This window comes from Pseudomonas urmiensis (genome assembly GCF_014268815.2).
Lineage (GTDB): Bacteria > Pseudomonadota > Gammaproteobacteria > Pseudomonadales > Pseudomonadaceae > Aquipseudomonas > Aquipseudomonas urmiensis.
In genome coordinates, this window is sequence record NZ_JABWRE020000001.1 from 2,518,130 (window position 1) to 2,531,810 (window position 13,681).

The following is a 13,681-nucleotide window of genomic DNA, read 5'->3' on the forward strand; positions in this document are numbered from 1 at the left end:
GCAACCACAGTAGCGGAGTAGCGCCTGCCAACCACCAGTACAGTTACCTTATATTTTGCAGATACACATCACTGTACCGATTGTTCTGGCTGGAAGATTTCTTCGATGCTCAGGCCAAACACCCTGGCGATGGTAAAAGCCAGCGGCAGGCTGGGATCGTAACGGCCGGTTTCGATGGCGTTGACGGTCTGGCGCGAGACACCCAGGCGCTCGGCCAGCTCGGCCTGCGACCAGCCCTGCTCGCCGCGCAGGGCGCGGATGTGATTGTTCATCGGTAGCGTCTCACCCCAACCACCGCGCCGATTGCCCACAGCGAGCCCATCAGGCTCCAGACCATGAACATCGACAAACGCGGGTAGCCTGCCGTCTCCAGGAAGCCGTAACTGAAGGTCAGCAGCGCGGTGCCCACGAACGCCAAGCCAAGGGCTTCGAGCTGGATGCGCCGGGCCAGCTCATCCAGGCTGCGCAGGTGCCCAATGACCACCCCGGCCATCATCAGCATCGCCGGCACCGGCAGCAGGGCCAATGCCGTTTTGCCAGCGCCGGTAGGCAGGCTCGGCAGGTAGTGGCTGCTGACCAGCACGCAGCCGGCATAAGCCAGCAGCGTCAGGATGAAATTGCCCAGGAAGCGTCGTTGCGCCATGGTCGGACCCTCGATGTAAAGTGTGCTTGACATTGAAGGCGATCGCGCCCGCCATGTCAAGCTAACTTTACATCTCGGCAAGCCCTGCCCTTGCCGCGTAAGATGAGCATCTCCAACCCAAGGAAGCCCCAGCATGAGCCTGACCATCCGCCCCGCCGCGCGCAGCGATGCCGCGCAGATCCTGGCCTTCATCACCGAGCTTGCCGACTATGAACGGGCCCGCCATGAGGTGGTGGCCAGCCTGGCTGATATCGAGCGCAGCCTGTTCGACGAAGGCAGCACGGTGAGCAGCTTGATCTGCGAACGCAATGGCCAGGCGATTGGCTTTGCCGTGTACTTCTACAGCTATTCGACCTGGCTGGGGCGCAACGGCATCTACCTGGAGGATCTGTACATCACCCCAGAGCAACGCGGCGATGGCGCCGGGCGCCAGTTACTGCGCTTCATTGCTCGGGAAGCGCTGGCCAACCAGTGCGGACGGCTGGAATGGAGCGTGCTGGACTGGAATGAGCCGGCGATTGGTTTTTACCAGTCGCTTGGGGCCCAGGCGCAGGATGAGTGGATTCGGTATAGGTTGGAAGGTGAGCGGCTGGCGGCGTTCGCCCAGGGCTAGGCTGGCGTTGGCAAGGCCCTCAATCTGCCGGCAGATTGCAGCGCTTGTACAAGGGTTGCCATCAGCCCGCGCAGCGACTGCCTGAGGTCGCTGCAGGGCAGCATTTATGCCGCGGTCAGTGGCGCTCCGGCGCTGGCATCACCTGCACATGCCCATGCTCCACGCCACGCTCAGCCATCAGCTGACGCGACAGTTCAACGACCTCGCCGCTGGCCCCCTGCAATACCGATACCTCCAGGCAATGCCCGGCATCGAGGTGTACATGCAGGGTCGAGCGGGTCAGGTCGTGGTGGGCGTGGAAGGTTTGGTTCAGGCGCTTTGGCAGCTCACGGGTGTCATGGTCGTACAGATAGCTGACCACCGCCACGCACGGAGCAGCCTCTGCCAGCGGCTCAGACTCGAGCAGACCATTGCGCAGCAGGTCGCGAATGGCCTCGGAGCGGCCTTGATAACCATGCTCAGCCACCCGCCGGTCGATGACCTCGAGCAACTCCTCGTCCAGCGTGATGGTGATCCGTTGCATTTTGTTACTTCCAGTAAGATCATTTTGCCTAGACATCATACCTGCCACCTCTCTAGGCTAGCGCCTCCGTTGAAGTGGGGGACGCAGTGTGAAGCAGCAGCCAGGTAAACGAAAGCTCGCCCGCTGGGGCGTGTTGCTACTGGCCGTAAGCCTCTGCGCGCAGGCAGGCGACGACACCGATCCTGGTCCTACGCTGAGCTACTCCTGGCCGGTCAATGCCGGCCCCCTCGACCCGCGCGGCTACTCGCCTAATCAGATGTATGCCCAGGCCATGGTTTACGAGCCGCTGGTGCGCTACAGCGCCTCAGGAACCCTGGAGCCTTGGTTGGCCACCGCCTGGCAGGTCTCGCAAGACGGCAAGACTTACACCTTCACCCTGCGCGACGGGGTGCGTTTCGCCGACGGTACGCCGTTCGACGCCGCCGCAGCCAAGGCCAACCTGGATGCGGTGCTGGCCAACCCCCAGCGTCACCGCTGGATGGAGCTGGTGAGCACACTCGATCATGTCGAGGCCGCGGATCGACTCACGCTGCGTCTGGTACTCAAGCATCCGTACTACCCGACCCTCATGGAGCTGGCCCAGGTGCGCCCATTGCGCTTCGCCTCACCGCAGGCCAAACCCGGCCAGGCAGTGGGCACAGGCCCGTGGATGCGGGTCGAAAGCCGGTTGGGAGAATTCGACCGTTTCGCCCGCAACCCCAATTACTGGGGAGCACAACCTGCCTACAGCCAAGTCTTGGTCAAGGTTATCCCCGATCCGAACAGCCGCGCGCTGGCCTTGCAAGTCGGCCAACTGCAGTTGATCCAGGGCGCCGCCGGCGAGATCACCGCCGGCACCTTCGTGCGCCTGCGCGATCAAGGCTTTGCCACTGCGCTGTCGGCGCCATTGGCCACCAGGACCTTGGCGATGAACACCGGCCGCGGCCCGACGCGGGAGCTGGCGGTGCGCCAGGCGATCAACCATGGGCTGGACAAGCAGGCGATCATCGACAAGATCCTCTACGGCCTGGAGCCGCGTGCCGACACCCTGTTCGCGCGCAACATGCCCTACGCCGACCTCGGCCTGAAACCCTACGTCTACGACCCTGCCGTGGCCGTCAAGCAACTGGAGGCTGCTGGCTGGACCCTGGCCCCGGGCGCAGTCGTGCGCAGCAAGGCCGGTGAGCCGCTGTCGATTGAGCTGGTGTTCCTCGGCACCAGTGCGCTGCAAAAAAGCTTGGCCGAAGTGTTCCAGGGTGAGCTGGCCAAGCTTGGCATCCACATCGCCCTGCGCGCGGTGGAAGACGGCGCATTAGTACGCCGCCAGCGCGACGGCGACTTCGGCATGATCTTCGCCGACACCTGGGGCGCGCCTTACGACCCGCACTCGTTCGTCAGCTCCATGCGCTACGCCGGCCACGCCGACTACATGGCGCAACGCGGCCTGGCAATCAAGGACGAACTGGACCGACGCATCGCCCAGGTGCTGGCCAGCACCAATGAGCAGCAGCGCGCCGAGCAGTACCGGTTCATCCTCGCCACGTTGCACGAACAGGCGGTCTACCTGCCGATTTCTTACCTCACCGCGATCAGCGTACGGCGCGCATCAGTGGCCAACGTGCAGTTCGGCAGCACCCTGTTCGATGTGCCGTTCGAAGCCATGACCCCGACCCAGGAGCACTGATCGATGCTGCGCTATATCTGCCTGCGCCTGCTATTGCTGGTACCGGTCATGCTTGGCGTGTCGCTGCTGGTGTTTTTCCTGCTGCACCTGGGCAGCACCGATCCTGCACTGGACTACCTGCGCTTGTCGCATATCCCACCGACCGACGCGGCCATTGCCGAGGTCCGACAAACCCTGGGGCTTGATCAGCCACTGTATGCGCAGTACCTGACTTGGCTGGGCAAGGCCGTGCAATTGGACTTCGGTATTTCCTACCTGACCGGTCGCCCAGTGCTCGACGACTTGCTCTATTACCTGCCAGCAACCCTGCAACTGGGCGGCCTGGCCCTGGTCTGCACGCTGGTGTTGTCGGTGCCACTGGGGCTGCTGGCGGCCCGCTGGCAGGGGCGCTGGCCCGATCATGCGGTGCGTGCAGTAACCTTTCTCGGCGTGTCGATGCCGAACTTCTGGCTGGCGTTCTTGCTGATCGCACTGTTCTCGCTGTGGCTCGGCTGGCTACCGCCACTGGGGCGTGGCAGCGCTGGCCAGTTGGTGATGCCGGTGCTGGCCATCGCCCTGATGTCGATGTCGATCAACGCCCGCTTGCTGCGCGCCAGCCTACTGGAAGCCAGCGGCCAACGTCACGTCACCTATGCCCGCGCCCGTGGCCTGGGCGAGCGCCAGGTGTGGCGCGATCATATCTTGCGCAACGCCTGGCTGCCGCTGGTCACCGCCACCGGCATGCATGTCGGCGAGTTGATCGGCGGTGCGTTGGTGATCGAGACTATTTTCGCCTGGCCCGGGGTCGGCCGTTTTGCCGTCTCGGCGGTGCTCAATCGCGACTTCCCGGTGATGCAGTGCTTTACCTTGCTGCTCACCGCGCTGCTGATGCTATGTAACCTGCTGGTGGACGTCTGCTATGCCTGGCTCGACCCGCGCAGCCGCCTGCAAGGGGTGAGCGCATGAAGGCGTTGTCGCGGCTACGCCACCCCGCGCTGGCGGGTAATTACAGCCTGGTCGTGGGCATGGTACTGGTCGGCCTGCTGGCGCTAGTGGCGGTTTTCGGCCAGTGGCTGGCGCCGCACGATCCCGATCTGGTCGACCTCAGCCAGCGCCTGTTGCCTCCCGACGCCAGTCACTGGCTAGGCACCGACCACCTGGGTCGCGACCTGCTCTCACGGCTGATCGTCGGCACCCGACTGTCGCTGGGCAGCGTGATGCTCACCCTGGCGCTGGTGCTACTGCTGGGCATCGTGATCGGTGGCGTGGCAGGTTTTGTCGGGGGCAAGCTCGATCTGCTGATCATGCGCCTGTGCGATATGTTCATGACCTTCCCGACCCTGGTGCTGGCGTTCTTTTTCGTGACGTTGCTGGGTACCGGCTTGAGCAATGTGATCGTCGCCATCGCCCTGTCCCACTGGGCCTGGTATGCGCGCATGGTTCGCGGCCTGGTGATCGCCCAGCGCGGTCGCGAATACCTGCTGGCCTCGCGCCTGGCTGGCGCCTCACGCTGGATGCGCCTGCGCCAGCATGTGCTGCCGAATATTGCCGGGCCAATGCTGGTACTCGCCACCCTGGATATCGGCCACATGATGCTGCATGTCTCGGGCCTGTCATTCCTCGGCCTCGGGGTGACGCCGCCAACCGCCGAATGGGGGGTGATGATCAACGATGCCAAGGAGTTCATCTGGACCCATCCACAGCTATTACTGTTGCCTGGGCTGATGATTTTCTTCTCGGTGATGGCCTTCAACCTGCTCGGCGATGCCCTGCGCGACCGCCTCGATCCGACCCTGGAGACGCGCTAGATGGTGGGCTCAATCCTGCAGGTGCGTGGGCTGTGCATCGAGGGTCGCAGCGGCCTGTTGGTCGATGACGTCGACCTGCAGCTGCGCCGCGGTGAAGTCTGTGCACTGGTCGGCAGCAGCGGCTCAGGCAAGTCGCTTAGTTGCCTGGGACTACTTGATTTACTGCCTGGCGGCCTGGTTCGCAGGCATGGTCAGCTGTCGCTGGACGGCCAGCCACTGCACCCCAACCAGGTACGCGGACGCCTGGCCAGCCTAATCCTGCAGAACCCGCGCAGCGCCTTCAACCCGGTACGCGACATGGCCAGCCATGGCCTGGAAACCCTAAAGTTGCGCGGGATTACCGGCGCCGCCGCGCGCCAACGGCTGGACGAATGCCTGGACGCCGTGGGCCTGAGCGAGCGCCAGCGGGTATTACAGTCATTCGCCTTCCAACTCAGTGGCGGCATGCTCCAGCGGATGATGATTGCCCTGGCGTTGATGGCTGAAACACCGTTCCTGTTAGCCGACGAGCCCACCAGCGACCTCGACGCGCTGAGTCAGGCGCGCTTTCTCGATCTGCTGATGCAACTGGTCGAACAGCATGCTCTGGGCGTTTTGCTGGTCACTCACGATATGGGGGTGGTGGCACGCTGCGCTGATCAGGTGGTGGTGATGGAGGCCGGACGCATCGTTGAACGCCAGAGCGTGCAGGGTTTGTTCGACAGCCCAGCCAGCAGCAGCGCGCGCACCCTGCTTGAAGCCCATCAAATACTCGGCCGGAGACACCCATGAGCCAGCTCGATATCTGCCAAGTCGCCCATGGCTACCGCACCGGTGGCCTGCTGCGCCGAGGTGGCTGGCTACAGGTACTCGATGGCATCGACCTGACGTTGTCGGTGGGCCAATCGGTCGGTCTGCTGGGCAGCAGCGGCAGCGGCAAGAGCACCCTCGCGCGGCTGCTGCTGGGCCTGGAAAAACCGCGACAAGGTCAGGTGCGGTTTGCCGGGCAAGATGTCAGCCAGCTTCGCGGCGAACCGGCCCGCGAATTCCAAAGGGCGGTGCAGTTGGTGTTGCAGGATGCGCCAAGCGCCTTCAACCCTCAGCGCTCGATTGCCTGGAGCATTGCCGAACCACTGCGTCACCTGAGCCAAATGAATCAAGCGGCGCAGCACAAACGGGTGCTGCAGTTACTTGAGCAGATGGGCTTGCGCGCCGAACATGCCGAGCGCTTGCCGCACCAGCTCAGTGGCGGTCAGCTGCAGCGCGCCAACATCGCTCGAGCCTTGGCCATCTCGCCGCAATGGGTGGTGCTCGATGAGGCCCTGTCCAACCTCGATCGAGTGCTGCAATTGCAGTTGCTGCAACGCCTGGACGCACTGCGTCGTGAAACCGGTACTGGGTTTGTCCTGATCAGCCATGACCTGAGCCTGGTGCGCTATTTTTGCCAGCGGGTCGTGCTGATGAGCGAGGGGCGAATCGTCGAGGATCGCCCGGTTGACCAGGCCTTGGCGTTCGAGCATCCCGTGGGCCAACAGCTGCAACGCGCCATGCTGCCAGAGCGCCCTAAGCAGCGCTTGCCAGCTGCGCAGCCAGCCACTGCGCAAGCGTAAGATTGCACCTTCATCGATCCGTAGGGCTACCCATTGGCCGCCTGGACAGCCCTAGGCGGATCAATCCTCTCTGAAAAAGCTGCGGCCGTTATCGCGCAGCAGGTCGACCATCGCCCCAGCAGCAGGCGGCAGATAGCCTTCGGCGCGTACCGATACCGCGACGGTACGGCTCATGGTGGTTTCCAACAGCGGCACTTCGCGCAAGCGCGACATGCCCTGGCCATGTTCCAGGGTTTCGCGGGCGACGAAGCTGAGCAGCCCGGTACGGGCGATCAGACGTGGCAGCAGCGAGACCGTGTTGGTCTCGATCTGCACCTGCGGCGCTGGCATTTGGCGGGCGATGAACACATTGTCGAGCCAGCGCCGGGAGGTCACCGTGCTGCCTGGCAGCACCCAGCGGTACTGACACAGATCCTTGAGGGCAAACGCTGCGCCGAATACCGGGTGATCGGCGCTGGCGACCACTACCGCTTCATCCTCCAGGATCGGGTAGCTGCGAAATTGCGGGTCATCGACGATCAGCGGGCAGATGATCGCGTCCAGGCGGCCGGTGCGCAGGGATTCGCGCAGCACATCGTCTTGGGCGATCGACAGCTGCAAGGTCAACTGCGGCGCGCGCTGCAGCAACGATTCGGTGAGCTGTGGCAACAGGTACTCGGCCATGCTCGCGGCGCAGCCCAGGCGGATGTTACCGACCAGGCCACCGGCGAAGTCGCGCACCTCTCGTTCGGTTTCGGCAATGCTCAGCTGCAACTGCCGGCCGCGCTCGAGCAACAGCTGGCCGACGTCGGTCAACTTGATGCGCCGACCGTCGCGCTGGAACAGCCGCGTGCCCAGCGACTCCTCCAGGCGCTGGATGCTTTTACTCAACGCTGGCTGGCTGCGGTTGAGCTTCTCGGCAGCCCGCCCGAGGTGGCCCAGTTCGGCGATGGTTTCAAAATAGGTAAGGTCGCGTAGATCCATGATTCATGAATTTTAGTTATCGATTCATCGAAAGTAGAAAATAGACTTGATCAATTGCCACGTCGATAATTTTCTCCGTCAAACGCGTTCTGGAGCATATCGACCTTGCAGACCTTCTTAGCTGGCCTGGCCTCCCCTTCACGAATCCTGCTCTGGCTGGCGCTCATCGTTTGTGCAGGCGGGGTCGGCCAGTTGCTGCATAGGTTGGCGGTGCCGGCCGGTCTATTCCTCGGGCCGATGCTGGTGGCGATAGCCTTTGGCGTATCTGGCGCGCAACTACGCGTGCATCGGCACGTGTTTCGCTTGAGCCAGGGCTGCGTAGGGTTGATGGTCGCTCATTCGGTGACCTGGACCGTGTTGGCTTCGCTGGCGCAGTCTTGGCACGTCATGCTGCTGGCCACCGCGCTGACTGTGCTGCTGAGCGCGCTGGTCGGCTTGGGCACTGTGCGTTATGGCGGCATCTCGGCTACTACCGCCGCCTGGGGTACCGCACCTGGCGCAGCCTCGGCGATGGTGTCGATGGCCGAGGAGAACGGTGCCGATGCACGGGTGGTCGCCACCATGCAGTACGTCAGGGTGGTGTGCGTGGTCATGATCGGCGCGCTGGTCAGCCACTTGCTCGGCGCAACCAGCGGCGCGGGCGTTGCAGCCAGCACTGGCGCCAGCCTGCCGGGGCCGCAAGTAGGCCAACTACTGCTGAGCCTGGGGGTCGTTGTGCTGGGCGTGGCCCTCGGCACCAAGCTACCGGCTGGGGCGCTGTTAGTGCCGCTGGTGCTCGGTGCAGTACTGCAACTGAGCGGGCTGCTGCTGATCACCCTGCCCGCCTGGTTGCTGGCTTGCGCCTATGGCGCGATCGGCTGCTATATCGGACTGCGCTTTGACCGGCCAACGGTGCGCTACGTGTGGCGTCGGTTGCCGAGCATGATAGCCGGGGCAGTGGTGCTGATCATATTGTGCGCCGGCTGCGCCTGGCTGCTGGCGCGGGCGACCGGCAGCGACTTTCTCTCGATGTACCTGGCGACCAGTCCCGGAGGGCTGGATGCGATGGCGATCATTGCCGTGGAAACCCATGCTGACGTCGGCCTGGTGCTGGCAATGCAAACCTTGCGCTTGTTTGGGGTCATTGTGACAGGTGCCTATTGTGCCAGGCAGATCATCCGTTTCACCCGCGCTTGACGTTCGATACAACTTTTTGCCATCAGTCCCCGTCCAACAGACACTGGGTCTTTTTTCAGCTCAGACCATTCCAGGAGGTTGCCGATGTCGATGCGAACCACGTTGCTGCTCTCATGCCTGACCCTGGCTTTAGTGGGTTGCGCAAGTTCAAGCGATGACCCGAAACCGCCGAGCACCATGCAGGTAGACCTGCAGCAGTACCAGGGCACCTGGTACGAACTGGCGCGGTTGCCGATGTTCTTCCAGCGCAACTGCGTGCAGTCAGAAGCGCGCTATAGCTTGCGCGAGGATGGGCGGATCGGCGTCGACAACCGTTGCCGGGAAGCCGATGGCCAGTGGAATGAGGCCCAAGGCGTCGCCGAGCCGCAGCAAGCGGGCAAGACCGACAAGCTTTGGGTCAGGTTCGACAACTGGTTCAGCCGCCTGGCGCCAGGGTTGACCAAGGGCGAATATTGGGTGCTGTACCACGATCAGGATTATCGCGTGGCGCTGGTTGGCCATCCCAATCGTGAGTACCTCTGGCTGCTCTCGCGTACCCCGACGGTCAATGGAGAAACTCGAGATAAATTGTTGGCGATTGCCCGTGAGCAGGGTTACGACACTTCGGAGCTGGTGTGGCGGCAGGCAGACAAACCATAACCAGGGTTCATTACAGGCAGCCTGGCCTCTTCGCCGTTGCGGTTGAGCGCGAAGAGGCCATCGCGGCTGACTGACTAGCGTAGAGAACTGGCCAGCGCGGCCTTGTCTCGCTCGCTGATCACGTACTGACGGTACTGCGGGTCGGCCTTGATCTGCGCTTCGGTAAACGCAATTGGCGCCAACTGCTTGGCCGAGAATGCCCGCGTCTGGTCGGCAGAATGCGCCGAGCCCGCCTCACTGGACTGGGAGAACGCCAACAAGCCTCGGGCCTGCGGCCCCTGCTCAGTGAAGCTGACCACCTGCAAATAGCTGGTACCACTGACCACCAGGCGCTTGCCCTGCCCTTGCGCAACGCTGTACATCGCGTTGTACACCCCAAGCGCCTGCGGGCCGCCAGGCACCGGCGTACCATCGAGCGAATGCTGGATCTGCCCCCAGCGACTGTCATTGCCCACACCGGCCTCGGCCAGTTGCTGCAAAGAGTCCAATGCCGCCTGATGCAACAGCTTGCGCACCGCCGCCTGTTCAACCGCAAGGCCGCGCGGTGTGTGCTGCGGATCAGCCGGATCGAAGGCTACACGCCAGCTTTGCGGATGCTCGGCAAGTGCGGTGAAGAGGTTGTGGAAGTGCAACAAACCAATGCCGGCATCCAGATCGGCCTTGCCATTCCAGGCGTTCAGGCTGGCACACAGCGCCGCCACGTCAGCCTCGGCTGATTTGCACCAGTTCAGCAAGTCGGGCAAGAGCAGGCTTGCGGCGTATACCTCATCATCGAGCACCATGTCCTGCAGCTGTTGCACGCCGAGCTTTTGCTTACCTTGCAAGCGCTGCAGGGCAAATCGGCCGCGCAGGCTCAACGCTTGATCATCGCGGCTGATCAACGGCGAGAAGCCAGTCAGCGGTTGCGCAGGATTAGCCATCCACGCCGGGTCGTTGGAGTTCTGCACGAAATCGCGACGCTCCAGGCTCGGCAACAGATGTGCCGGGGTGATGCCGGGCTGCGCTGCCTGCGGGTCGACCTTCCATTGGCAGGCACTGCGCGAACCATCCAAAACCACCGCAGGGCCTGTGAGCGCTGGATTGCTGCACTGGGCAAGGAGGTCTTTGTCGACAAACGGGACCACCGACTGGTTCAGGTACAGCGCCTGGCCAGCCTCGTCCACTGCCAGTGTGTTGACCCAGGGAATCCCCTGAAGCTGCGCCACGGAGGCCTTCAGCGCCTGGAGGCTGTCGGCACGGTTGATCTGATACCACTGCTGCAGCACCCGCGAGTTGTCCAGGTTGGCATCGCGCAAGCTGTAGGCATGGCGATTATCCCAGTCCAGCTTGCCTGGCCACTGCACCACCGGACCGAAACTCGATGCGTAGACCTCGCGCTCGACCTGGCTGAGCGCACCATCCTGGCCTTTGACCGAGACAGTCAAGGTCTGGCGGGCAAGCGGCAACGACTTGCCGTCCAGCAGGTAACGGGTCGCGTCGTTCGGGTCGAGTTCCAGCCGGTACAGGGTAAAGTGCTTGGAGGTGTCGACGGTGTGGGTCCAGGCCAGATGACGATTGAAGCCGATGTTCACCAACGGCAGCCCCGGCAACGCAGCGCCCATGACATCGAGCTTACCTGGGATGGTCAGCTGCATTTGATAGAAGCGCATGCCGCCCATCCATGGGAAGTGCGGATTGGCCAGCAACAGGCCGCGGCCGTTGGCCGAGCGCTGCGAGCCCACCGCAACTGCGTTGCTGCCACGCTCCGAGGCAAATCGCTGCTGGCGCTCCAAGGCCAGGCTGAAGTCGCTTACCGGACGCTGCGCGGCAAGTTTAGGCGGCGCAGCGCCGACCAGCGCCTCGACGAACTGACCGGCGCCCCCTTCTACCAGCAACCGGCGCGTCAACTTCACCAGGTCAAGGCTGGTGATCGGCCGCACCCAATCGCCTGCACCACATTCGGCGGGCAGGCCCTGGGCCTTGCGTTCGCCCAGGGCGCGGTTGAAGCCGCTGGCATACCCCTCGAGCAAATCGCGCACCGACGCCGGCTGCGCCTGGAGGAAGCCGCTGACCGCAATGGGCGTATTCAACCAGGTGAAGAACAGGTCGCTATCGAGATTATCGCGCTGCTCGAACGTCTTGCCCTGCGCGCCAAGGAAACGTGAGCGCTCACCGTTGACGGTAAGCACTTCATTGGCCAACAGGCAGAGGTTGTCCTGGGCATAGGCATAGCCAATGCCGTAACCCAGGCCGCGTTCGTTGTTGGCCAGGATATGCGGGACCCCAAAGCTGGTGCGGCGGATTTGTGCGGTGGCATCGCCTGCGGCTTCCTTAGCGTGGGCGACGATGCTGCTGGCCACCAGGGCAGCCGCCAGGCAGAGGTGAGTCAAGGGGCGCGAAAGTGGGTACACGGGCAATCCTCGGATTCTGGAGTCATCCCGTTCAGACGAATGGCCCGATGAAAATTTTACGGCTGGCAACGCCCTGGAACGTCTTCATCTAGGCGCGTTGGATTTTTTTTCATCCAGGACTGCAGTTTTGCCAATCTCATTCGTCTTTATAAGTGAGGCACCCATGAATTCGGGACAGTCCACGAAAAGGAGCATTCACATGTACAACTCCCAAGCGTCACTGCAGACCGCTCACGGCCCTGGCAACGTCGGCGCTGCGCGGCTTGTCGAGGGCGAAGAGCGCGTCGGTAACGGGCAGATTCGCGAACTGCTGCGCACCTATGGCCTGCGCACCAGCCTGATCAGGCTCAAAGTCATCGACGCCCTGCACTCGGCCGACCGCAATGGCCGCAGCATTGGCGTGCGTGGCATTCATGCGCAACTTGAGCAGTTGGATATTCCGCTGTCGTTTCTAAGCGTCCGTGAAGTGCTCAAGCGCCTGTGCGCCGAAGGCGTGATTACCCTCGGCTCGGATAAATGCTACAGCCTCAATCCCCAGGCCCGCGCCGTGCTGGAACAGCCCGCCGCCCGCTGAGCGCATGGCCGGCCAAGGTAGGCCGGCCGGCCAGGTTCAGGGCTTGACCTTGCGCCGCAAGATCCCATTGATCACCACCACGATTACCGCGATGGCAATCGCCAGGTACTGGAAGGTTTGCTCGCTGATCGTCCCCTGCTTTTGCAGATGGGACAGACCCAGCATCAGCCCCAATACCACCAGGATGATCAGGATCGAATATTTAAGGCGCTGCACGTGTGTCATGGAAAGTTCCTTGCAACATCAGGGACATGTGGCTCGCAACGAGCCGCGGCAATGATACAACGCCATCGGCCACAGGCGTGTATTTCCTGCTGAACGTGCCTGCTGCCTAGCAGCTGCGTGCGATTTTCACCCTGCACAACCCCTACGACACTTTGCCCCTGGCTGGCGAGCGCCCCCGCTGCCGGAGGGTAGTGCTACCCATGAGCACCATCGTCCAATGCATGCACCGAAAATCAAGGCCTGCAGCAGGGTGCCGTGGAGTTGTCCTACATAGGGCTCCCTCATTCCCTTCACGCTGCATTCACTCAGGCTACAGCCTCTGGCTCGCTTGTCGCCTAGCGGCCGAGTTTGACGCTCACCGACAATCGAACCGAGCCACGGCCAAGGCCAGTGGCAATCGCTCTACCGGTCCTGGATGCCCAAGCGCGGCGCCACCACAACAATTCTGAGGGAGCCTCACATGGATTTTCCAAACCTGACTTGCATCGACGTCACCCAACTGCCGCATTCGTTGCAGGCCCTGATCGACTGTATCGGCATCGACAACGCCTACCAATTGACCTGCGCTTATGGTGGACGGCCAAAGTACATTCCCAAGCACCGAGAACGCACCAAGCTGGCTGACGTACTGCCACCCGCAGCGCTGGACGCCTTGATCAAGCGTTTTGCCGGCGTGGCCCTGGAGATTCCCAAGGCCGATCATTTCCTGCGCCAACTGCGCAACCAGCAGATCCAGAAGGAAAGTGCCAACGGCTTGTCGCGCAGCCTGTTGGCCGACAAGTACGGCCTGAGCCTGCGCCAGATCGGCAACATTCGTCGGCAAGAAGCGCACGCGCGCTAAGCCACGTTCAGACAGGTACACTCAGCCCGCCTGGATAACGATGCTGTTATCCAGG

At 62.8% G+C, this 13,681-nt stretch carries 16 protein-coding genes; 10 read left to right on the forward strand and 6 right to left on the reverse strand.

Features of this window, described 5'->3' with window-relative positions; all coding sequences use genetic code 11:
* Positions 1-68 precede the first annotated feature (68 nt).
* Positions 69-272 (reverse strand): helix-turn-helix transcriptional regulator, encoded by a 204-nt coding sequence (locus tag HU737_RS11150; RefSeq protein WP_186555231.1) that lies wholly within the window; start codon positions 270-272, stop codon positions 69-71.
* Entirely contained in the window at positions 269-643 is a 375-nt protein-coding gene (locus HU737_RS11155; protein ID WP_186555284.1) for a hypothetical protein, read from the reverse strand. Before HU737_RS11155 ends, HU737_RS11150 begins: the two co-directional genes overlap by 4 nt.
* A 133-nt stretch (positions 644-776) precedes the next feature.
* Between HU737_RS11155 and HU737_RS11160 the strand changes: the two genes are divergently transcribed.
* Positions 777-1,256 carry a GNAT family N-acetyltransferase gene (locus tag HU737_RS11160; protein ID WP_186555230.1) on the forward strand — a complete coding sequence of 160 codons (480 nt, stop codon included), beginning with the start codon at positions 777-779 and terminating at the stop codon, positions 1,254-1,256.
* 115 nt (positions 1,257-1,371) lie between these two features.
* On the opposite strand, the gene nikR is transcribed toward HU737_RS11160, so the two are convergent.
* Positions 1,372-1,779: a nickel-responsive transcriptional regulator NikR gene (nikR, locus tag HU737_RS11165; RefSeq protein WP_186555229.1), complete on the reverse strand. Its 408-nt coding sequence runs from the start codon at positions 1,777-1,779 to the stop codon at positions 1,372-1,374.
* 88 nt (positions 1,780-1,867) lie between these two features.
* Between nikR and nikA the strand changes: the two genes are divergently transcribed.
* Genes nikA through nikE form a run of 5 tightly spaced genes read left to right on the forward strand, consistent with a single transcriptional unit; the run spans position 1,868 to position 6,818 of the window.
* A complete protein-coding gene (gene nikA, locus HU737_RS11170; RefSeq protein WP_186555228.1) occupies positions 1,868-3,442 on the forward strand; it encodes a nickel ABC transporter substrate-binding protein in 1,575 nt (524 codons plus the stop codon).
* A gap of 3 nt (positions 3,443-3,445) precedes the next feature.
* Positions 3,446-4,387 carry a nickel ABC transporter permease subunit NikB gene (gene nikB, locus HU737_RS11175; protein ID WP_186555227.1) on the forward strand — a complete coding sequence of 314 codons (942 nt, stop codon included), beginning with the start codon at positions 3,446-3,448 and terminating at the stop codon, positions 4,385-4,387.
* Positions 4,384-5,229 (forward strand): nickel ABC transporter permease subunit NikC, encoded by an 846-nt coding sequence (nikC, locus tag HU737_RS11180; RefSeq protein WP_186555226.1) that lies wholly within the window; start codon positions 4,384-4,386, stop codon positions 5,227-5,229. The genes nikB and nikC overlap by 4 nt, the downstream gene beginning before the upstream one ends.
* Positions 5,230-6,000, forward strand: a complete 771-nt coding sequence (nikD, locus tag HU737_RS11185; RefSeq protein WP_186555225.1) for a nickel import ATP-binding protein NikD — start codon at positions 5,230-5,232, stop codon at positions 5,998-6,000.
* Positions 5,997-6,818, forward strand: coding sequence for a nickel import ATP-binding protein NikE (gene nikE, locus HU737_RS11190; RefSeq protein WP_186555224.1), 822 nt, complete (start codon positions 5,997-5,999; stop codon positions 6,816-6,818). Before nikD ends, nikE begins: the two co-directional genes overlap by 4 nt.
* A gap of 60 nt (positions 6,819-6,878) precedes the next feature.
* On the opposite strand, the gene HU737_RS11195 is transcribed toward nikE, so the two are convergent.
* Positions 6,879-7,781, reverse strand: coding sequence for a LysR family transcriptional regulator (locus tag HU737_RS11195; RefSeq protein ID WP_186555223.1), 903 nt, complete (start codon positions 7,779-7,781; stop codon positions 6,879-6,881).
* A gap of 105 nt (positions 7,782-7,886) precedes the next feature.
* Between HU737_RS11195 and HU737_RS11200 the strand changes: the two genes are divergently transcribed.
* Both HU737_RS11200 and HU737_RS11205 read left to right on the forward strand, forming a co-directional pair.
* Positions 7,887-8,957 carry an AbrB family transcriptional regulator gene (locus HU737_RS11200; protein ID WP_186555222.1) on the forward strand — a complete coding sequence of 357 codons (1,071 nt, stop codon included), beginning with the start codon at positions 7,887-7,889 and terminating at the stop codon, positions 8,955-8,957.
* A gap of 84 nt (positions 8,958-9,041) precedes the next feature.
* On the forward strand, positions 9,042-9,596 hold the full coding sequence (locus HU737_RS11205; protein WP_186555221.1) for a lipocalin family protein: 555 nt from the start codon (positions 9,042-9,044) through the stop codon (positions 9,594-9,596).
* 74 nt (positions 9,597-9,670) lie between these two features.
* Here HU737_RS11205 and pvdQ read toward each other — a convergent pair whose 3' ends face one another.
* Positions 9,671-11,986, reverse strand: a complete 2,316-nt coding sequence (pvdQ, locus tag HU737_RS11210) for a bifunctional acylase PvdQ (protein WP_186555220.1) — start codon at positions 11,984-11,986, stop codon at positions 9,671-9,673.
* 199 nt (positions 11,987-12,185) lie between these two features.
* Between pvdQ and HU737_RS11215 the strand changes: the two genes are divergently transcribed.
* On the forward strand, positions 12,186-12,560 hold the full coding sequence (locus tag HU737_RS11215; RefSeq protein WP_186555219.1) for a fe2+ zn2+ uptake regulation protein: 375 nt from the start codon (positions 12,186-12,188) through the stop codon (positions 12,558-12,560).
* A gap of 36 nt (positions 12,561-12,596) precedes the next feature.
* On the opposite strand, the gene HU737_RS11220 is transcribed toward HU737_RS11215, so the two are convergent.
* The gene (locus tag HU737_RS11220; protein WP_186555218.1) at positions 12,597-12,785 is read right to left on the reverse strand and encodes a hypothetical protein; all 189 of its coding nucleotides are present in this window, start codon (positions 12,783-12,785) and stop codon (positions 12,597-12,599) included.
* A 460-nt stretch (positions 12,786-13,245) separates the two neighbouring features.
* On the opposite strand from HU737_RS11220, the gene HU737_RS11225 reads away from it, so the two are divergent.
* The gene (locus HU737_RS11225; RefSeq protein WP_186555217.1) at positions 13,246-13,626 is read left to right on the forward strand and encodes a Mor transcription activator family protein; all 381 of its coding nucleotides are present in this window, start codon (positions 13,246-13,248) and stop codon (positions 13,624-13,626) included.
* Positions 13,627-13,681: the final 55 nt, after the last annotated feature.